A 22,089-nucleotide genomic window follows, 5' to 3' on the forward strand; every position below is an offset into this window, starting at 1 on the left:
GCAGGTGGCTTTTCGACTTAAATAGGCGTCTGGAAATGACCTACTCTCACATGGGGAGACCCCACACTACCATCGGCGCGATTGCGTTTCACTTCTGAGTTCGGGATGGGATCAGGTGGTACCACAATGCTATGGTTTCCAGACAAATTTGGAAATTTAGAAAGCTGTTTTAAATTTGAGTACACTAAATCAAGTGTCTGTATTCTTTCGCTAAAGTTAACCATTAACTGGAAACCCTTTTGGGTTGTATGGTTAAGCCTCACGGGTCATTAGTACAAGTTAGCTCAACGCCTCACAACGCTTACACACCTTGCCTATCAACGTAGTAGTCTCCTACGGCCCTTTAGAGGACTTAAAGTCCTAGGGATGACTCATCTTAGGGCTCGCTTCCCGCTTAGATGCTTTCAGCGGTTATCGATTCCGAACGTAGCTACCGGGCAATGCCATTGGCATGACAACCCGAACACCAGCGGTTCGTCCACTCCGGTCCTCTCGTACTAGGAGCAGCTCCCTTCAATCATCCAACGCCCACGGCAGATAGGGACCGAACTGTCTCACGACGTTCTGAACCCAGCTCGCGTACCACTTTAAATGGCGAACAGCCATACCCTTGGGACCGACTTCAGCCCCAGGATGTGATGAGCCGACATCGAGGTGCCAAACACCGCCGTCGATATGAACTCTTGGGCGGTATCAGCCTGTTATCCCCGGAGTACCTTTTATCCGTTGAGCGATGGCCCTTCCATTCAGAACCACCGGATCACTATGACCTGCTTTCGCACCTGCTCGACGTGTATGTCTCGCAGTTAAGCTGGCTTATGCCATTGCACTAACCGTACGATGTCCGACCGTACTTAGCCAACCTTCGTGCTCCTCCGTTACTCTTTGGGAGGAGACCGCCCCAGTCAAACTACCCACCAGGCACTGTCCTCAACCCCGATTCAGGGGCCAGAGTTAGAACATCAACACTACAAGGGTGGTATTTCAAGGTTGACTCCACAAGAACTGGCGTTCCTGCTTCAAAGTCTCCCACCTATCCTACACATGTAGGGTCAATGTTCAGTGCCAAGCTATAGTAAAGGTTCACGGGGTCTTTCCGTCTAGCCGCGGGTATACGGCATCTTCACCGCAATTTCAACTTCACTGAGTCTCGGCTGGAGACAGCGTGGCCATCATTACGCCATTCGTGCAGGTCGGAACTTACCCGACAAGGAATTTCGCTACCTTAGGACCGTTATAGTTACGGCCGCCGTTTACCGGGGCTTCGATCATGAGCTTCTCCGAAGATAACCCAATCAATTAACCTTCCGGCACCGGGCAGGCGTCACACCGTATACTTCCTCTTGCGAGTTTGCACAGTGCTGTGTTTTTGATAAACAGTTGCAGCCACCTGGTATCTGCGACTCCCGTCAGCTTAGAGAGCAAGTCTCATCACCAACAGGAGCGTACCTTCTCCCGAAGTTACGGTACCATTTTGCCTAGTTCCTTCAGCCGAGTTCTCTCAAGCGCCTTGGTATTCTCTACCCAACCACCTGTGTCGGTTTGGGGTACGATTCCTGCTAACCTGAAGCTTAGAAGATTTTCCTGGAAGCATGGCATCAACTACTTCAGTTCCGTAGAACCTCGTCGTCAACTCTCAGTGTATGTGCACCCGGATTTGCCTAAGTGCACCACCTACAGCCTTAAACGCGGACAACCAACGCCGCGCTAGCCTAGCCTTCTCCGTCTCTCCATCGCAGTTAGCAGAAGTACAGGAATATTAACCTGTTTCCCATCGACTACGCCTTTCGGCCTCGCCTTAGGGGTCGACTCACCCTGCCCTGATTAACATTGGACAGGAACCCTTGGTCTTTCGGCGTGGGGGTTTTTCACCCCCATTATCGTTACTCATGTCAGCATTCGCACTTCTGATACCTCCAGCGTGGGTTACCCCTTCACCTTCAACGGCTTACAGAACGCTCCTCTACCGCACTAGCGCAAGCGCTAGTACCCATAGCTTCGGTGTATTGCTTAGCCCCGTTAAATCTTCCGCGCAGGCCGACTCGACTAGTGAGCTATTACGCTTTCTTTAAATGATGGCTGCTTCTAAGCCAACATCCTAGCTGTCTAAGCCTTCCCACATCGTTTCCCACTTAGCAATAACTTTGGGACCTTAGCTGATGGTCTGGGTTGTTTCCCTTTTCACGACGGACGTTAGCACCCGCCGTGTGTCTCCCGAGTAGTACTCATTGGTATTCGGAGTTTGCAAAGGGTTGGTAAGTCGGGATGACCCCCTAGCCTTAACAGTGCTCTACCCCCAATGGTATTCGCTCGAGGCGCTACCTAAATAGCTTTCGAGGAGAACCAGATATCTCCCGGTTTGATTGGCCTTTCACCCCCAGCCACAAGTCATCACCGCATTTTTCAACATACGTGTGTTCGGTCCTCCAGTTGATGTTACTCAACCTTCAACCTGCCCATGGCTAGATCACCGGGTTTCGGGTCTACACCTTGCAACTAAACGCGCAGTTAACACTCGGTTTCCCTACGGCTCCGCTATTCGCTTAACCTCGCTACAAAATGTAAGTCGCTGACCCATTATACAAAAGGTACGCAGTCACGGTCTCAAGAACCGCTCCCACTGCTTGTACGTATACGGTTTCAGGTTCTATTTCACTCCCCTCACAGGGGTTCTTTTCGCCTTTCCCTCACGGTACTGGTTCACTATCGGTCAGTCAGGAGTATTTAGCCTTGGAGGATGGTCCCCCCATGTTCAGACAAGATGTCACGTGTCCCGTCCTACTCGTTTTCACGTAAAGTTAGTTTTCATGTACGGGGCTATCACCCTGTGCCGCTGTGCTTTCCAACACATTCCACTAACACCCTCTACGCTTAAGGGCTAATCCCCGTTCGCTCGCCGCTACTAGGGGAATCTCGGTTGATTTCTTTTCCTCCGGGTACTTAGATGTTTCAGTTCCCCGGGTTCGCCTCACAACACTATGTATTCATGTTGTGATACATGCTTATGCATGTGGGTTTCCCCATTCGGACATCGTTAGCTCAAATGCTTGTTACTAGCTCGCCAACGCTTTTCGCAAGTTACTACGTCCTTCATCGCCTCTGACTGCCAAGGCATCCACCGTATACGCTTAGTCACTTAACCATACAACCCAAATGAGTTTCACAAACTAATGTTTACAAAACACATCCTATCAAGCGGGTAAGCTTGATGGCTGTATCGCAACTAATGGTGTTTACTTTCGCCAAAAGAATACTCATGAATCATCATTACAATAATTCGGCACTTGATTTAAGTGTTTGAGAACTCAATTTTAATTTTCGCGTCAATGCTACAAATAACCACGTACAAGTACGTCATTATCCCTTTCACATTAACACTATCAGCTTTCCAAATTTTTAAAGAACAAGCATCGCCGTTAAGACGTGCCACCTGCTCTAACAAGAACAAGTTATCTGTGTGAACACTCAACAAACATTAAGTTAGTCGTATAGGTAAGGAGGTGATCCAGCCCCAGGTTCCCCTAGGGCTACCTTGTTACGACTTCACCCCAGTCATGAACCACACCGTGGTAAACGCCCTCCCGAAGGTTAAGCTATCTACTTCTGGTGCAGCCCACTCCCATGGTGTGACGGGCGGTGTGTACAAGGCCCGGGAACGTATTCACCGTGGCATTCTGATCCACGATTACTAGCGATTCCGACTTCATGGAGTCGAGTTGCAGACTCCAATCCGGACTACGACAAGCTTTGTGAGATTAGCTCCACCTCGCGGCTTTGCAACCCTCTGTACTTGCCATTGTAGCACGTGTGTAGCCCTACTCGTAAGGGCCATGATGACTTGACGTCGTCCCCACCTTCCTCCGGTTTATCACCGGCAGTCTCCCTAAAGTTCCCACCATTACGTGCTGGCAAATAAGGATAAGGGTTGCGCTCGTTGCGGGACTTAACCCAACATTTCACAACACGAGCTGACGACAGCCATGCAGCACCTGTCTCAGAGCTCCCGAAGGCACTAAGCTATCTCTAGCGAATTCTCTGGATGTCAAGAGTAGGTAAGGTTCTTCGCGTTGCATCGAATTAAACCACATGCTCCACCGCTTGTGCGGGCCCCCGTCAATTCATTTGAGTTTTAACCTTGCGGCCGTACTCCCCAGGCGGTCTACTTAATGCGTTAGCTTGGGAACCCAGTGTTCAAGACACCAAATTCCGAGTAGACATCGTTTACGGCGTGGACTACCAGGGTATCTAATCCTGTTTGCTCCCCACGCTTTCGTACCTGAGCGTCAGTCTTTGTCCAGGGGGCCGCCTTCGCCACCGGTATTCCTTCAGATCTCTACGCATTTCACCGCTACACCTGAAATTCTACCCCCCTCTACAAGACTCTAGTCTGCCAGTTCGAAATGCAATTCCCAGGTTGAGCCCGGGGCTTTCACATCTCGCTTAACAAACCGCCTGCGTACGCTTTACGCCCAGTAATTCCGATTAACGCTTGGACCCCTCGTATTACCGCGGCTGCTGGCACGAAGTTAGCCGGTCCTTCTTCTGCGAGTAACGTCACACCTAAACGCTATTAACGCTTAAGCTTTCCTCCTCGCTGAAAGTGCTTTACAACCCGAAGGCCTTCTTCACACACGCGGCATGGCTGCATCAGGCTTGCGCCCATTGTGCAATATTCCCCACTGCTGCCTCCCGTAGGAGTCTGGGCCGTGTCTCAGTCCCAGTGTGGCTGATCATCCTCTCAGAACAGCTAGGGATCGTCGCCTTGGTGAGCCATTACCTCACCAACTAGCTAATCCCACCTAGGTACATCCAATCGCAGAAGGCCCGAAGGTCCCCTCTTTTCCCCCGTAGGGCGTATGCGGTATTAGCAGTCGTTTCCAACTGTTATCCCCCTCGACTGGGCAGTTCCCTAGGCATTACTCACCCGTCCGCCGCTCGTCAGCAAAGAAAGCAAGCTTTCTTCCTGTTACCGCTCGACTTGCATGTGTTAGGCCTGCCGCCAGCGTTCAATCTGAGCCATGATCAAACTCTTCAATTAAAGTTTTGTTGTTTGACTTACGTCAAACGGCTCAACGAATTCTGTTCGAACTAATCTTGCGATTAATTCTTTGTACATATTGCTATGAACACTCATCACCTCTCGTGAGAGAAAGTGAAAGAATTGGTTGATTTAATTCTTTGATTGCCAACCCGAAGGTTAGGCAATTTCGATTAACTCAACACCTGTGAGTGTCCACACAGATTTCTTGTTCCATCTTGTTAAAGAGCGTTGCTAACATCAGAGCAATTAATGCGTTAAGTTAGCCGCCGTTGACGCTAGGTCGTTGGCTTAGGGATGCGTATTCTACACGTCCCGTTGTTGGCGTCAAGTGCTTATTTTAAGAAGTTTTCCAAGCGATGATTTCTTAAACAGAAGCCATCAAGCGAAGCCCTTAAAAGCGCTTATCACCTGAATTAAATCTCCGAAGAGTTTAACTCGCTAACACCGCTGCAAGTCCTGTACTACCTAGGTAGTTGGCCTGCTGTGCCGTGTCAGTGGATGCGCATTATAGGCAGTTCTCGGATGGGCGCAAGGGCTTTTTTCACTAAAAAAGCAATTAGTTTTTATACCTCACTTAAGCACATAGACCACACTGGTTATGCACAGACTTACCCACAAAATAACAACCTAACGCATAAACTAATCAAACTTATCACTGCTTCACGACGAAACTATCACAGCGAATAAGGTTCGCTTGGAACAACAAAATTACATAATTCCCCTATGGTCTAAACCTTTACGGGCTAACGAAGGTATTTAAAACAGCAGCAGCTTAAATATAGTTACTTATCGGTGCTGTACGAACATGTACAAAATAAAGTGAAGCCATAACATTCCTTTATAAATAATGCAGCAATGACACTTCGCTAATAGCACTTCACTTTAGGCAGATTTCACAAGCATCGCCCAACTGGACGTGACTCACTTGTCAGTACAGACGTACTTACTGGCATATAAGGCGACTCCAGCCCTTTAATCATTTCTCATTGCTCAAGCTTCCGCCCTACCCAGCATAACTAAACCTTAATTGCACAGTGTTGGCAGTGTCTTAACCAGAGTTCCTTATCTAGTAAGGTATTCTAAAATTTTGCTAACAGATTTGAGCAAATATCTGATGTAGAACACTGATATTTCTGTTCGAAATAGAGTCAGCAGCCACCTGTAATTGTCTTAAGCAATGTAGGTAAGTATAAAAACAATAAAGCCCTAGCCACTTCTTTCCATTCGAGATTTGCTAGGGCTTTTTCGAATCTCTTTCGAAAATAATTAGGTATCTGGAAATGGCAGGCTACGAGTAACCTCTTCGCGTTGACTCACATGGATGTGAGCAATGTCATAAACGCATGGATGTAGTTTCTGATCAAGCTCAGCCAGGTGGCGACCATCACTGATGGCGGAAGTGTCGATATTGAACGACGATAAGGATATAGGAAGTAACGTAACGCATGCAGTTGTTACCGAGGAGCTGCTATCGACCGACCTAGGGGTAGTGATTCATGCTTAGTTCGAGGCGGAGAGTTAAACATCTTACACATCCCCAAACGCAAAAAAGCCACCTTATTCAGGTGGCTTCTCTACTACTCTTTACGAGTAAAATAGGCGTCTGTCATGGTCAGCTTCGAGCTAGCTCTCCGCGTTCAGCTCCAGCATCAAGCTGCGCTTGATAAGCGCAGACGCTTCACCCTACTCTACATGGGTTTGAGCCTCACTACGTTCGGACTATTTACTTCCCCATGTTCGAGTGGTCATTTCAAAAACGGTTAAACGAAAAAATCCCCAACACGAAGTGCTGAGGATTTATCGTTTATTAGGCGTCTGGAAATGACCTACTCTCACATGGGGAGACCCCACACTACCATCGGCGCGATTGCGTTTCACTTCTGAGTTCGGGATGGGATCAGGTGGTACCACAATGCTATGGTTTCCAGACAAATTTTGTTGATACTGTGTATTTAAACTCAATATCTAAATAATGGTGCTGATACCCAGAATCGAACTGGGGACCTCATCCTTACCAAGGATGCGCTCTACCGACTGAGCCATATCAGCACAAAACTCTACGTGAATCAGATGTCTTACATAAAATTGCATCTTTCACTTAACTATTTCATTTTCATATCGAAAACAAATTAGGCGTCTGGAAATGACCTACTCTCACATGGGGAGACCCCACACTACCATCGGCGCGATTGCGTTTCACTTCTGAGTTCGGGATGGGATCAGGTGGTACCACAATGCTATGGTTTCCAGACAAATTTGGAAATTTAGAAAGCTGTTTTAAATTTGAGTACACTAAATCAAGTGTCTGTATTCTTTCGCTAAAGTTAACCATTAACTGGAAACCCTTTTGGGTTGTATGGTTAAGCCTCACGGGTCATTAGTACAAGTTAGCTCAACGCCTCACAACGCTTACACACCTTGCCTATCAACGTAGTAGTCTCCTACGGCCCTTTAGAGGACTTAAAGTCCTAGGGATGACTCATCTTAGGGCTCGCTTCCCGCTTAGATGCTTTCAGCGGTTATCGATTCCGAACGTAGCTACCGGGCAATGCCATTGGCATGACAACCCGAACACCAGCGGTTCGTCCACTCCGGTCCTCTCGTACTAGGAGCAGCTCCCTTCAATCATCCAACGCCCACGGCAGATAGGGACCGAACTGTCTCACGACGTTCTGAACCCAGCTCGCGTACCACTTTAAATGGCGAACAGCCATACCCTTGGGACCGACTTCAGCCCCAGGATGTGATGAGCCGACATCGAGGTGCCAAACACCGCCGTCGATATGAACTCTTGGGCGGTATCAGCCTGTTATCCCCGGAGTACCTTTTATCCGTTGAGCGATGGCCCTTCCATTCAGAACCACCGGATCACTATGACCTGCTTTCGCACCTGCTCGACGTGTATGTCTCGCAGTTAAGCTGGCTTATGCCATTGCACTAACCGTACGATGTCCGACCGTACTTAGCCAACCTTCGTGCTCCTCCGTTACTCTTTGGGAGGAGACCGCCCCAGTCAAACTACCCACCAGGCACTGTCCTCAACCCCGATTCAGGGGCCAGAGTTAGAACATCAACACTACAAGGGTGGTATTTCAAGGTTGACTCCACAAGAACTGGCGTTCCTGCTTCAAAGTCTCCCACCTATCCTACACATGTAGGGTCAATGTTCAGTGCCAAGCTATAGTAAAGGTTCACGGGGTCTTTCCGTCTAGCCGCGGGTATACGGCATCTTCACCGCAATTTCAACTTCACTGAGTCTCGGCTGGAGACAGCGTGGCCATCATTACGCCATTCGTGCAGGTCGGAACTTACCCGACAAGGAATTTCGCTACCTTAGGACCGTTATAGTTACGGCCGCCGTTTACCGGGGCTTCGATCATGAGCTTCTCCGAAGATAACCCAATCAATTAACCTTCCGGCACCGGGCAGGCGTCACACCGTATACTTCCTCTTGCGAGTTTGCACAGTGCTGTGTTTTTGATAAACAGTTGCAGCCACCTGGTATCTGCGACTCCCGTCAGCTTAGAGAGCAAGTCTCATCACCAACAGGAGCGTACCTTCTCCCGAAGTTACGGTACCATTTTGCCTAGTTCCTTCAGCCGAGTTCTCTCAAGCGCCTTGGTATTCTCTACCCAACCACCTGTGTCGGTTTGGGGTACGATTCCTGCTAACCTGAAGCTTAGAAGATTTTCCTGGAAGCATGGCATCAACTACTTCAGTTCCGTAGAACCTCGTCATCAACTCTCAGTGTATGTGCACCCGGATTTGCCTAAGTGCACCACCTACAGTCTTAAACGCGGACAACCAACGCCGCGCTAGCCTAGCCTTCTCCGTCTCTCCATCGCAGTTAGCAGAAGTACAGGAATATTAACCTGTTTCCCATCGACTACGCCTTTCGGCCTCGCCTTAGGGGTCGACTCACCCTGCCCTGATTAACATTGGACAGGAACCCTTGGTCTTTCGGCGTGGGGGTTTTTCACCCCCATTATCGTTACTCATGTCAGCATTCGCACTTCTGATACCTCCAGCGTGGGTTACCCCTTCACCTTCAACGGCTTACAGAACGCTCCTCTACCGCACTAGCGCAAGCGCTAGTACCCATAGCTTCGGTGTATTGCTTAGCCCCGTTAAATCTTCCGCGCAGGCCGACTCGACTAGTGAGCTATTACGCTTTCTTTAAATGATGGCTGCTTCTAAGCCAACATCCTAGCTGTCTAAGCCTTCCCACATCGTTTCCCACTTAGCAATAACTTTGGGACCTTAGCTGATGGTCTGGGTTGTTTCCCTTTTCACGACGGACGTTAGCACCCGCCGTGTGTCTCCCGAGTAGTACTCATTGGTATTCGGAGTTTGCAAAGGGTTGGTAAGTCGGGATGACCCCCTAGCCTTAACAGTGCTCTACCCCCAATGGTATTCGCTCGAGGCGCTACCTAAATAGCTTTCGAGGAGAACCAGATATCTCCCGGTTTGATTGGCCTTTCACCCCCAGCCACAAGTCATCACCGCATTTTTCAACATACGTGTGTTCGGTCCTCCAGTTGATGTTACTCAACCTTCAACCTGCCCATGGCTAGATCACCGGGTTTCGGGTCTACACCTTGCAACTAAACGCGCAGTTAACACTCGGTTTCCCTACGGCTCCGCTATTCGCTTAACCTCGCTACAAAATGTAAGTCGCTGACCCATTATACAAAAGGTACGCAGTCACGGTCTCAAGAACCGCTCCCACTGCTTGTACGTATACGGTTTCAGGTTCTATTTCACTCCCCTCACAGGGGTTCTTTTCGCCTTTCCCTCACGGTACTGGTTCACTATCGGTCAGTCAGGAGTATTTAGCCTTGGAGGATGGTCCCCCCATGTTCAGACAAGATGTCACGTGTCCCGTCCTACTCGTTTTCACGTAAAGTTAGTTTTCATGTACGGGGCTATCACCCTGTGCCGCTGTGCTTTCCAACACATTCCACTAACACCCTCTACGCTTAAGGGCTAATCCCCGTTCGCTCGCCGCTACTAGGGGAATCTCGGTTGATTTCTTTTCCTCCGGGTACTTAGATGTTTCAGTTCCCCGGGTTCGCCTCACAACACTATGTATTCATGTTGTGATACATGCTTATGCATGTGGGTTTCCCCATTCGGACATCGTTAGCTCAAATGCTTGTTACTAGCTCGCCAACGCTTTTCGCAAGTTACTACGTCCTTCATCGCCTCTGACTGCCAAGGCATCCACCGTATACGCTTAGTCACTTAACCATACAACCCAAATGAGTTTCACAAACTAATGTTTACAAAACACATCCTATCAAGCGGGTAAGCTTGATGGCTGTATCGCAACTAATGGTGTTTACTTTCGCCAAAAGAATACTCATGAATCATCATCCTAACTAAAGGTAATGATTCGGCACTTGATTTAAGTGTTTGAGAACTCAATTTTAATTTTCGCGTCAATGCTACAAACAATCACGTACAAGTACGTCACTATCCCTTTCACATTAACACTATCAGCTTTCCAAATTTTTAAAGAGCGGGCTTAAAAAAGCCAAAGATAAATTTTGCATTTATCTTTGGCATCTCTATCCATGTGCAAGTAAATGGTGGAGCTATGCGGGATCGAACCGCAGACCTCCTGCGTGCAAGGCAGGCGCTCTCCCAGCTGAGCTATAGCCCCATTTACATGCAGTCAAACAAAAACATACGTTACTTATTGCTAAGTCATTACCAAATCGAGTGATACAAGGCATGTAGAGAGGACGTTTAGCCTGCTAAACGACGAACTACATAACGCAGTAACACGAAGATTTTGGTGGGTCAGAGTGGACTTGAACCACCGACCTCACCCTTATCAGGGGTGCGCTCTAACCAGCTGAGCTACAGACCCATTTATACTTGTTTCTTTGCTTCAATTCAGCGTTGCTTTCGTCGTTCAATCAGTCATGTAGCGAACTACACTCCCTCTTTCTCTCCTCAAGCGCCTTGACTTGAAACAAATTAACGTCGTCTAAATAGACACGTATATTTTTGCTCTTTCTTTCTATCAAGTAATCTGTGTGAACACTCAACAAACATTAAGTTAGTCGTATAGGTAAGGAGGTGATCCAGCCCCAGGTTCCCCTAGGGCTACCTTGTTACGACTTCACCCCAGTCATGAACCACACCGTGGTAAACGCCCTCCCGAAGGTTAAGCTATCTACTTCTGGTGCAGCCCACTCCCATGGTGTGACGGGCGGTGTGTACAAGGCCCGGGAACGTATTCACCGTGGCATTCTGATCCACGATTACTAGCGATTCCGACTTCATGGAGTCGAGTTGCAGACTCCAATCCGGACTACGACAAGCTTTGTGAGATTAGCTCCACCTCGCGGCTTTGCAACCCTCTGTACTTGCCATTGTAGCACGTGTGTAGCCCTACTCGTAAGGGCCATGATGACTTGACGTCGTCCCCACCTTCCTCCGGTTTATCACCGGCAGTCTCCCTAAAGTTCCCACCATTACGTGCTGGCAAATAAGGATAAGGGTTGCGCTCGTTGCGGGACTTAACCCAACATTTCACAACACGAGCTGACGACAGCCATGCAGCACCTGTCTCAGAGTTCCCGAAGGCACTAAGCTATCTCTAGCGAATTCTCTGGATGTCAAGAGTAGGTAAGGTTCTTCGCGTTGCATCGAATTAAACCACATGCTCCACCGCTTGTGCGGGCCCCCGTCAATTCATTTGAGTTTTAACCTTGCGGCCGTACTCCCCAGGCGGTCTACTTAATGCGTTAGCTTGGGAACCCAGTGCTCAAGGCACCAAATTCCGAGTAGACATCGTTTACGGCGTGGACTACCAGGGTATCTAATCCTGTTTGCTCCCCACGCTTTCGTACCTGAGCGTCAGTCTTTGTCCAGGGGGCCGCCTTCGCCACCGGTATTCCTTCAGATCTCTACGCATTTCACCGCTACACCTGAAATTCTACCCCCCTCTACAAGACTCTAGTTTGCCAGTTCGAAATGCAATTCCCAGGTTGAGCCCGGGGCTTTCACATCTCGCTTAACAAACCGCCTGCGTACGCTTTACGCCCAGTAATTCCGATTAACGCTTGGACCCTCGTATTACCGCGGCTGCTGGCACGAAGTTAGCCGGTCCTTCTTCTGCGAGTAACGTCACACCTAAACGCTATTAACGCTTAAGCTTTCCTCCTCGCTGAAAGTGCTTTACAACCCGAAGGCCTTCTTCACACACGCGGCATGGCTGCATCAGGCTTGCGCCCATTGTGCAATATTCCCCACTGCTGCCTCCCGTAGGAGTCTGGGCCGTGTCTCAGTCCCAGTGTGGCTGATCATCCTCTCAGAACAGCTAGGGATCGTCGCCTTGGTGAGCCATTACCTCACCAACTAGCTAATCCCACCTAGGTACATCCAATCGCAGAAGGCCCGAAGGTCCCCTCTTTTCCCCCGTAGGGCGTATGCGGTATTAGCAGTCGTTTCCAACTGTTATCCCCCTCGACTGGGCAGTTCCCTAGGCATTACTCACCCGTCCGCCGCTCGTCAGCAAAGAAAGCAAGCTTTCTTCCTGTTACCGCTCGACTTGCATGTGTTAGGCCTGCCGCCAGCGTTCAATCTGAGCCATGATCAAACTCTTCAATTAAAGTTTTGTTGTTTGACTTACGTCAAACGGCTCAACGAATTCTGTTCGAACTAATCTTGCGATTAATTCTTTGTACATATTGCTATGAACACTCATCACCTCTCGTGAGAGAAAGTGAAAGAATTGGTTGATTTAATTCTTTGATTGCCAACCCGAAAGTTAGGCAATTTCGATTAACTCAACACCTGTGAGTGTCCACACAGATTACTTGATAAATTGTTAAAGAGCGTTAGCACATCTTGGTAGTTCCAAGTGGCTAGGGCTGCGTATTCTACGCAATCCTTGGTTCGCGTCAAGCAGTTTTTAAAAACTTTTTGATGCGGCACTTTTCAGTGCCTGACCACCCTGTAAGCTAGGTGTTTAACCAAGTTACTTAGTGCTTTACGACTTATCTCTGCGAGCTTCGCCGTGTCAGTGGTTGCGCATTATAGGGAGTTATCTTGGGGGCGCAAGCTGTTTTTGAAGAAAAGTGGCACTTTTTGCAATCTTTTTAGATAGCCACATAATACGCACCTCTTACCCCCAACTTTATCCACAGAACACGGCTAAGCGAGCAAAAATCACACTATACACTGCACTGAGATTACTGGCTCGTCCACTTAATAGGTCTACCTTATTAGTGGATCACTGTGCTGACTTGGTTTATGCAGTGATTAATTGCCATGTTCTTTAAAGCGATAGGGCAACATAGGCAAGCGATAGCGATTTATACGTTTATAGCATTTGGTTAATGCATGCTAACTGGTGTGCTGCTGCCCTCCACTTTGTGTAAGGCAGCATTATCCACGTAAAGCACCATTATCACCGTAAAGCACAGCGCGAGTGGAGTAAGATCAAAAAAGCCATCCTTAAGGATGGCTTTTTAATTAGACTGCCAGCATTAGCTTAATTTGCCGTGGCACTGTTTGTACTTGCGACCCGAGCCACAAGGACAGGGATCGTTACGGCCCACCTTTTCACCTTCGCGCACGACAGGCTGTGTAGCAGCAAGCGCTTGAGCCTCTTCGGCGCCAACCAATGCCTCAGCTTCTGCGTGTTGATAATCGCGACGGATTTTCGCTTCTTCTTGACGACGACGCTCTTCCATCTCTTCGACATCGGATTGTGCTTGCACTTGTACCTTTGACAATACACTGATCACATCATGCTTTAAGGTATCTAGCATCTGCTGGAACAGCTCAAACGATTCTCGCTTGTACTCTTGCTTAGGGTTCTTTTGCGCATAACCACGTAAGTGAATACCTTGACGCAGATGATCCATTGCAGCTAAGTGTTCCTTCCACAGGCCATCGAGTGTTTGCAGCATGACCGCTTTCTCGAATTGACGTAGCACTTGAGCACCGACCATCTCTTCTTTGGCTTGATAAGCTTTTACCCAAGTATCGACGATACGCTCGCGTAATGTCTCTTCGTGCAGATCATCTTCTTTATCTAGCCACTCTTGCACTGGCATCTTTAAGCCATACTCTTGCTCAAGGCGCGTTTCAAGACCAGCAACATCCCATAACTCTTCGACCGACTGAGGTGGAATGTATTGATCGATAAGTGCGTTGACCACATCGGCTTGAATATTGACGATAGTATCTTGAATACTGTCGGCATCCATTAATTCATTACGCTGTGCGTAAACCACTTGACGTTGATCATTGGCAACGTCATCGAACTCGAGTAGCTGTTTACGGATATCGAAGTTACGTGCTTCTACTTTACGTTGTGCATTTTCAATCGCACGTGACACCCATGGATGCTCAATCGCTTCACCCTTCTCCATACCCAGTTTCTTCATCATTGAAGCAACACGATCCGAAGCGAAGATACGCATTAAACTATCTTCCATCGACAAATAGAAGCGTGAAGAACCCGCATCACCTTGACGACCAGAACGACCACGCAACTGGTTATCGATACGACGCGACTCATGGCGTTCGGTACCCAGAATATGTAAACCGCCGGCAGCAACCACTTCATCGTGGCGAATTTGCCAATCGGCCTTAATTTTGGCTTTTTGCTCTGGCGTTGGATTGTCGAGCGCTTCGATCTCCATATTCCAGTTGCCACCTAACACGATATCGGTACCACGACCGGCCATATTTGTGGCAATCGTGACGGCACCTTTGCGGCCAGCTTGCGCCACAATGTCAGCTTCACGTTCATGGAACTTAGCGTTAAGTACTTCGTGTGGGATTTTGGCTTTCTTTAACAAGCTGTGCAGCAGCTCAGATTGCTCAATCGATACGGTACCGACCAATACAGGCTGACCGCGTTCACGACAATCTATGATGTCTTTGATGATCGCTTCATATTTTTCGGCCGCAGTTAAGTAAACTAAATCGGGATGATCTTTACGCACCATAGGGCGGTTGGTTGGGATCACTACGGTGTCGAGACCGTAAATATGCTGGAACTCAAACGCTTCGGTATCTGCAGTACCCGTCATACCGGCCAGTTTTTCATACTGACGGAAGAAGTTCTGGAAGGTGATCGATGCTAGCGTTTGGTTTTCATTTTGAATATGCACGCCTTCTTTAGCTTCGACAGCCTGATGCAGACCTTCAGACCAACGACGACCAGGCATGGTTCGACCGGTGTGCTCATCGACAATGATCACTTCATTGTCTTGCACTATATAGTCGACATCTTTTTCAAATAGTGTGTGTGCACGTAGCGCAGCATTCACATGGTGCAATAAAGAAATATTAGCAGCAGAGTAGAGTGAATCCCCCTCGGCAAGCATACCGCGCTCGGTAAGCAGCACTTCTACTTTCTCTTGACCGCGTTCGGTCAGATGCACTTGCTTGGCTTTTTCATCGACAGAATAATCGCCCTCGCCCACCTCCTCTTCGGTATCTTCTTTCTCTTGACGAATAAGATGAGGAATTAGGGTGTCGATCTTTTTATAAAGTTCAGAGCTGTCTTCAGCGGCGCCAGAAATAATCAATGGCGTACGCGCTTCATCGATAAGGATCGAGTCAACTTCATCGATCAATGCATAATGCAATGGGCGCTGAACGCGTTCGGCTGGTGAAAACGCCATATTATCGCGCAGATAATCGAAGCCAAACTCGTTGTTGGTACCATAGGTAATATCAGCATCGTAAGCCATCTTCTTCTCAACTTGACCCAAGCCAGCAACGTTAATGCCAACAGTCATGCCAAGGAATTCAAAAAGAGGACGGTTATTTTCGGCATCGCGGCGGGCCAAGTAATCGTTCACTGTGATAACGTGAACGCCTTTACCCGTAAGTGCGTTCAGGTAAGCTGGCAAGGTGGCGGTTAACGTTTTACCTTCACCGGTACGCATCTCTGCAATACGGTTACTGTCGAGCACCATACCACCGAGCAATTGCACATCGAAATGACGCATATCAAAAACACGTTTAGAGGCCTCTCGCACAACCGCAAACGCTTCAGGTAGCACATCATCGAGAGTCTCTCCTGCGGCTAAGCGTGCCTTAAACTCAGCCGTTTTTGCCTTCAACTCTTCATCGGAGAGCTTCTCGAAATCGGCTTCAAGCGCATTAATTTTAATGACAACCTTACTAAGCGCTTTAAGGGTGCGATCGTTACGACTACCAAATATTTTTGTCAGTAATTTACCAAACATCTGAACCACTTTTATGTTATTGGCTTAGTCTCTATTGAAACTGGAAGCCTATTTTTAATTTAACCTGCCTTGCGGTAGACATATTTTTTGGGATCTATCTGTTGCCCATTTCGTAACACTTCATAATGCACATGGGGACCCGTCGAACGACCCGTACTGCCCATTTGGGCAATACTTTCGCCTTTGGCGACCACATCACCTACAGCTACTGACAAAGACTTATTATGCCCATAGCGAGTGCGCAGACCATTACCATGGTCAATTTCGACTAACTCACCATAACCAAACATACTGCCTGACCACGTTACGACACCGCCAGCGGTTGCCACAACATCAGCCCCCTCTTTACCGGCAAAGTCGATACCTTTATGCATCGTTCTTCTGCCATTAAAAGGGTCATTACGTAAACCGTAGTGGGATGATAACCAGCCTTTTTGGATGGGACGTCCCGAGATATAACGCTCATCATCTATATGGAGATTAGATGTCACTGTTTCAAGTAGTGCTAATTGAACATTATTGTTATCTATGCGATAGACTAGCCTATCCATATCTTGGATAAGCTGATCGAGTTCGATGTTGCTGCCTAGTTCACTCAGGCCGCCGACACCGACTTCTGAAGAGAAATCGAATTGATCTTCGAGTTTGTAATCTTTGGCAACTTGTTGCCCCAGCGCCTCTAAACGAGTCACTTTGGCCTGCATGCGGGCGACATGAGTCACCAGCATCGCCAACTGCGATTCTGTGGCACCTTTTAACTCGATGAGTTGATGCAGCTGTTCTTCTCGAGCAACACGTTCGTTATCAACGTTGTTTTGTTGCTGCACAATTTGTTTAGCGTGATGCTGGTATAGCCCGGTACCTGCTGCAATGAGCAAAATAGGGAGTAATAGCCAACGTTTGCCTGGTTGCCAGCGCGTGGCACCATTTCGACCTTGAATAAAAACTGTTACACTCATAGCCTCATTAAGCCATTTTATTATGTGATGAAATGAAAAAGCCCCCGCAGGATCTAAGCCAGTTACTACATCAACAAGGTCAGTTACCTTCACTTGCTGAAAAAGCAGAACTGTTACTTCACTTGGATCACTATGTGAAACAGGTGATGACAGGTCCTGTCACGGAGCAACTTAAAGTTGCCAATTTCCGTCAAGGTGTTCTTGTTATCGAAACCACGACTGCTGCATGGGCCGCCAGAATTAACTTTCAAAAGCCCAAAATGTTACAACAGTTACGAGCCGAAACGCTCCCCATGCTGTCCGCTATCGAGGTTAAAGTCAACCCGGGCTTGAACTTGTATGCAACAAAATCAAAGCCAGCTCACAACCAGATTAGCGAAACTGCAGCAGCCCATATACAGGCCCTAGCAGATCATACAGAAGGTTCACTAGGCGTAAAACTAAAACGGCTGGCTGCTTTAGCCAGCCGTTCAAGGCAATCTTAATATCGAGTTAGGCGAAGGTGGCACCGCTTGGCACCGCAAAGCTCACTGGAGCCTCTTCTTCTTTCTCGAAACTCACAAGCTCCCAAGCATCTTGTTCAGCCAGCAACGCACGCACTAATTGATTGTTAAGTGCATGGCCTGTCTTGTAGGCGCAAAACTCACCAACAATCGCATGACCGGCTACATAGAGATCGCCAAACGCATCGAGTATCTTGTGCTTAACAAACTCATCCTCATAACGCAGACCATCGGGGTTGAGGACACGATATTCATCAAGCACAACGGCGTTCTCCATGCTGCCACCTAATGCTAGGTTGTTCGCCCGTAGATATTCGATATCACGCATAAACCCAAAGGTTCTTGCACGGCTAATATCACGAACAAAAGCTGATGAAGAAAAATCCATCACCATATGTTGCTGACTTCTGGCAATTTCAGGGTGATCAAAATCGATGGCAAAATCGACTCTAAAACCTTTATATGGACGTAATTCGGCCCATTTATCACCATCTTCAACACGTACGGGACGCTTGATTCTTAAATATTTTTTTGCTGCTGACTGTTCTTGTATTCCTACTGATTGCAGCAGGAAAACCCATGGACTGGCACTGCCATCCATGATCGGGATTTCGGGTGCATCGACTTCAATGACGGCATTGTCGATCCCAAGTCCCGCTAGTGCGGCAAAAAGATGCTCAATCGTTGAAATACGAACACCATCATCATTGACCAGTGCCGTACACATGGTCGTTTCACGCACTTGATCCGCCTTGGCTGCTATTGCAACGTTTGGGGTTAAGTCGGTACGTACCAAGACGATCCCGGTGTTGACTGGCGCGGGCTTGATCGTCAAAGTCACCTTATTACCGGAATGCAATCCGACACCGGTGGTTTTAACCATCTCTTTAACAGTTCTTTGAAAAATCATGTTTTTACCCGTTATATCTCAACCAAAAGCAGTATATTTTTACACAACGAAACAGCGCGCACGGGCGCGGCAGGTCGGACATGATAGCATATCTTTGCAAATTCACAAAAATTTACTAGTTAAGCCACCTAGCCAGTTATCTTAATAATAACAGCCACACATCCCTGCTTATCACAGCTGATTAATCAGCTTGCTTGCGCAAAAATGCTGGAATATCTAAATAATCAAGATCGTTCTTAGGCTGAATTGTCGGCTCAACTTTGTGAACAGGCAAGACATTACCACCACTAATCATCGGCTGCATCGCCTCTTCAGCAGGTAACTCAACCTTAACTTCTGTTGCCGTTACTTGTTCAGGACGTGCAGGCTTAGACACCAGTTGAATATCTGGTTTCTTCTCGGCGCCAATACCTGTCGCAACAACGGTAACACGTAGCTCATCGCTCATTTCTGGGTCGATAACCGCACCCACAACCACAGTCGCATTGTCTGATGCATAAGCCTTAACATGGTTACCCACTGTTTCGAACTCTTCGATGCTCATGTCCATACCCGCGGTGATGTTAACCAACACACCACGCGCGCCAGCAAGATCGATATCTTCTAGCAGCGGACTGGCCACAGCAGCTTCAGCGGCTTCTTCAGCACGGTCTTCACCGCTTGCCACGCCAGTACCCATCATGGCATTACCCATCTCTGACATGACGGTTTTCACATCCGCGAAATCCACGTTGATAAGACCTGGGCGAGTAATAAGCTCAGCAATACCTTGCACCGCACCAAGCAATACGTTGTTTGCTGCAGCAAATGCGTCAAGCAAAGAGGTACCGCGACCTAGTACTTTAAGCAGCTTCTCATTGGGAATAGTGATCAAAGAGTCAACATGCTTCGCGAGCAGTTCGATACCTTGGTCGGCATAAGCCATGCGCTTTTTACCTTCAAAAGGAAACGGCTTAGTCACAACTGCAACGGTAAGAATCCCCTCTTCACGGGCGATCTCGGCAACCACTGGCGCAGCGCCAGTACCTGTACCACCGCCCATACCCGCTGCAATAAAGATCATGTCAGAGCCTTTAATTGCATTGCGGATATTTTCTCTATCTTCTTCTGCCGCTAAACGACCGATTTCAGGGTTTGCCCCGGCGCCGAGCCCTTTAGTAACGTCACGACCCAGTTGGATCGTTGTACCAGCCGCAGACTTACGTAACGCCTGAGCATCTGTATTTGTGGCAACAAACTCAACACCTTCGATGTTGTGCTTGACCATATGTTCGACAGCGTTGCCGCCACCTCCACCGACGCCGATGACTTTAATCACCGCCTCGTCTGAATGACTATCCATGATCTCAAACATGGTATTCTCTCCGTTTAGTCTGCGTTATTAATTTAAAACTCGCCTTTAAACCAGCTTTGGACTCGATTCCAAAGGCTGGTTACCCCTTGACGCTCTGGACGCTCAAACTGACGTTCGATCACCCTTCTTGCGCCGTAATGCAACAACCCAACTCCCGTGGAGTAGATGGGTTGATTTACATATTCAAATAACCCTTTTACCGCTAATGGCTCAGCCACTCGCACTGGCATACCAAAGGTGGCTTCAGCCACATCCACAGCACCTTCAATCGATGCCGTGCCGCCAGTTAATACAATCCCTGCAGCGACTTGATCTTCCATGCCACAGTCTCTTAATTCTTTACGGACTAACTCAAACAACTCTTGATACCTAGGCTCAACCACCTCAGCCAAGGTATGACGCGACATAGTGCGCGATGGACGCCCACCAACCGATGGCACCTCGATGCTGTCTTCACGGCTGACCATAGAACTACGCGCACTGGCATACTGCACTTTGATCTGCTCGGCATGAGACAAAGGCGTACGGAATATTTTGGCGATATCATTGGTCACCTGATTACCCGCCACTGGCACTACCGCACAATGACGCAGTGCACCGTTGGTATAGATAGTGATATCGGTAGTACCGCCACCCATATCGACCAAACACACACCCAGATCTTTTTCATCATCGGTCAGCACTGAATCTGCCGAAGCGATGGCGGAAAACACCAGATCATCAACCTTTAAACCGCAACGCTCGACACTCTTAGTGATATTTTTTGCCATGTCGTTTGCACAGGTGACAATATGCACCTTAGCTTCCATGCGCATGCCCGACATACCGATAGGGCTCTTAATACCATCTTGCACATCAATCGCATATTCTTGCGGTAACACATGCAAAATACGACGCTCAGTTGGGATCTTGACCGAACGCGCAGTATGGATAACGTTATCAACATCTTCTTGGGTGACTTCTTCGTCGTTAATCGAGACCATGCCATTTTCGTTTTGGCATTGGATATGCTTACCCGAAATGCCTAAATAGACAGAGGCCACTTGGCAGTCGGCCATAAGTTCGGCCTGATCTAATGCACGCTGGACACTGCGCACCACAGAGTCGAGATCATTCACGCCGCCTTTATCCATGCCGCGAGAGGGATGACTGCCTAAGCCAACCACGCTGATCTCTCCATCAGGTAACACCTCGCCAATGATCACTGCGACCTTTGATGTCCCTATGTCCAATCCAACGATCAGATTTCTATCTTGATTCTTGGTCATTAATTAATGGCTCTCATCTTGTGCATTATCCCAACCTACGGCCAATCCGGTATCGTAGCGCAAATCCACTCTGGCAACGGGTTTACCTTGGGTTACTAATGTGGGGTACACATCGATAAACCGTTGAACCCGTGCCATTTTATCTTCTCGTCCTAAATTTAACTCTATGCCGCTGTCTAAAATGCCCAGCCAAGCATGTCGAGGACTCAATTCTAAATGGGTTAATTTAAACCCATTTATGGTTAATAACTCACCAATCTGACGGTAGTGGGTTAAGACCGACATTGCCTGATCGTTTGGGCCAACTAAACTCGGTAGTTCACCTATCCCTGGTTTCATTGGCGCCACAAATACTTGCCCTTGCTCATTAACCCAATCGGTTTCATTCCAATGAGCGACAGCTTTCTGCTCTATCAGATACACCTTGAGCTTTGCCGGCCACTCACGTCGCACCGATGCTTGATACACCCAAGGCAAATTTTCTAACGCCTGTTGTACCTGATTCACATCAGCCGAAAAAAAACTGCGCTGCATTAAATCTTTCAGTGCCGCTTGGATCTCTGCGTCACTGGTAAATTGCCTATCACCTTTTACCGCTACCGCTTCAATAGGCAAAGCATCGGCATCGTTGAGCACTAGGTTTAACTTCCAAGCCCCCATGAACAAGCCACTGAACACTAGAAACAGAAAGATCAATCCAAGGCACAGATACCAATCGACCCGTAATAGTCGCTCTCGCCCACGATTAAGCCGCTCGTTCCAGGACACGATTTACCGTCCTAACACACTATTTTTAGTACATAAAACATTCAAAGTGTCACACATG

Annotated in this window: 7 protein-coding genes, 3 tRNA genes and 7 rRNA genes; 1 reads left to right on the forward strand and 16 read right to left on the reverse strand. The window is 48.1% G+C overall.

Annotated elements, in window-relative coordinates; translation table 11 throughout:
* Window positions 1-27: 27 nt before the first annotated feature.
* The 12 genes from rrf (AC0VXX_RS15770) to AC0VXX_RS15825 all read right to left on the reverse strand — a co-directional run bounded on the left by rrf (AC0VXX_RS15770) (window position 28) and on the right by AC0VXX_RS15825 (window position 17,228).
* A 5S ribosomal RNA gene (rrf, locus tag AC0VXX_RS15770) occupies window positions 28-143 on the reverse strand.
* A gap of 105 nt (window positions 144-248) precedes the next feature.
* A 23S ribosomal RNA gene (locus AC0VXX_RS15775) occupies window positions 249-3,142 on the reverse strand.
* Window positions 3,143-3,493: 351 nt separating this feature from the next.
* Window positions 3,494-5,038 (reverse strand): 16S ribosomal RNA (locus AC0VXX_RS15780).
* A 1,816-nt stretch (window positions 5,039-6,854) separates the two neighbouring features.
* A 5S ribosomal RNA gene (rrf, locus tag AC0VXX_RS15785) occupies window positions 6,855-6,970 on the reverse strand.
* Between the two features lie 44 nt (window positions 6,971-7,014).
* A tRNA-Thr gene (locus AC0VXX_RS15790) sits at window positions 7,015-7,090 on the reverse strand.
* 86 nt (window positions 7,091-7,176) lie between these two features.
* A 5S ribosomal RNA gene (gene rrf, locus AC0VXX_RS15795) occupies window positions 7,177-7,292 on the reverse strand.
* A 105-nt stretch (window positions 7,293-7,397) separates the two neighbouring features.
* Window positions 7,398-10,291 (reverse strand): 23S ribosomal RNA (locus AC0VXX_RS15800).
* A 339-nt stretch (window positions 10,292-10,630) separates the two neighbouring features.
* Window positions 10,631-10,706, reverse strand: a tRNA-Ala gene (locus tag AC0VXX_RS15805).
* A 133-nt stretch (window positions 10,707-10,839) separates the two neighbouring features.
* A tRNA-Ile gene (locus AC0VXX_RS15810) sits at window positions 10,840-10,916 on the reverse strand.
* A gap of 205 nt (window positions 10,917-11,121) precedes the next feature.
* Window positions 11,122-12,665, reverse strand: a 16S ribosomal RNA gene (locus AC0VXX_RS15815).
* Together the 16S, 23S and 5S rRNA genes with 3 tRNA genes alongside form the textbook arrangement of a ribosomal RNA operon.
* Before the next feature lie 880 nt (window positions 12,666-13,545).
* A complete protein-coding gene (secA, locus tag AC0VXX_RS15820) occupies window positions 13,546-16,269 on the reverse strand; it encodes a preprotein translocase subunit SecA (protein ID WP_475515040.1) in 2,724 nt (907 codons plus the stop codon).
* 59 nt (window positions 16,270-16,328) lie between these two features.
* Window positions 16,329-17,228 (reverse strand): peptidoglycan DD-metalloendopeptidase family protein, encoded by a 900-nt coding sequence (locus tag AC0VXX_RS15825; RefSeq protein WP_475515041.1) that lies wholly within the window; start codon window positions 17,226-17,228, stop codon window positions 16,329-16,331.
* Window positions 17,229-17,260: 32 nt separating this feature from the next.
* Between AC0VXX_RS15825 and AC0VXX_RS15830 the strand changes: the two genes are divergently transcribed.
* On the forward strand, window positions 17,261-17,713 hold the full coding sequence (locus tag AC0VXX_RS15830; protein ID WP_475515042.1) for a DUF721 domain-containing protein: 453 nt from the start codon (window positions 17,261-17,263) through the stop codon (window positions 17,711-17,713).
* A gap of 7 nt (window positions 17,714-17,720) precedes the next feature.
* Here the strand turns inward: AC0VXX_RS15830 and lpxC are convergent, their stop codons facing one another.
* The 4 genes from lpxC to AC0VXX_RS15850 all read right to left on the reverse strand — a co-directional run bounded on the left by lpxC (window position 17,721) and on the right by AC0VXX_RS15850 (window position 22,031).
* Window positions 17,721-18,641 (reverse strand): UDP-3-O-acyl-N-acetylglucosamine deacetylase, encoded by a 921-nt coding sequence (gene lpxC, locus AC0VXX_RS15835; RefSeq protein WP_475515043.1) that lies wholly within the window; start codon window positions 18,639-18,641, stop codon window positions 17,721-17,723.
* 181 nt (window positions 18,642-18,822) lie between these two features.
* A complete protein-coding gene (gene ftsZ / locus AC0VXX_RS15840) occupies window positions 18,823-19,995 on the reverse strand; it encodes a cell division protein FtsZ (RefSeq protein ID WP_475515044.1) in 1,173 nt (390 codons plus the stop codon).
* A gap of 32 nt (window positions 19,996-20,027) precedes the next feature.
* A complete protein-coding gene (gene ftsA, locus AC0VXX_RS15845) occupies window positions 20,028-21,263 on the reverse strand; it encodes a cell division protein FtsA (RefSeq protein WP_110457551.1) in 1,236 nt (411 codons plus the stop codon).
* 3 nt (window positions 21,264-21,266) lie between these two features.
* Window positions 21,267-22,031 (reverse strand): cell division protein FtsQ/DivIB, encoded by a 765-nt coding sequence (locus AC0VXX_RS15850; RefSeq protein ID WP_475515045.1) that lies wholly within the window; start codon window positions 22,029-22,031, stop codon window positions 21,267-21,269.
* Between the last annotated feature and the right edge of the window lie 58 nt (window positions 22,032-22,089).

The organism is Shewanella sp. QJM3NY_23 (assembly GCF_056173105.1).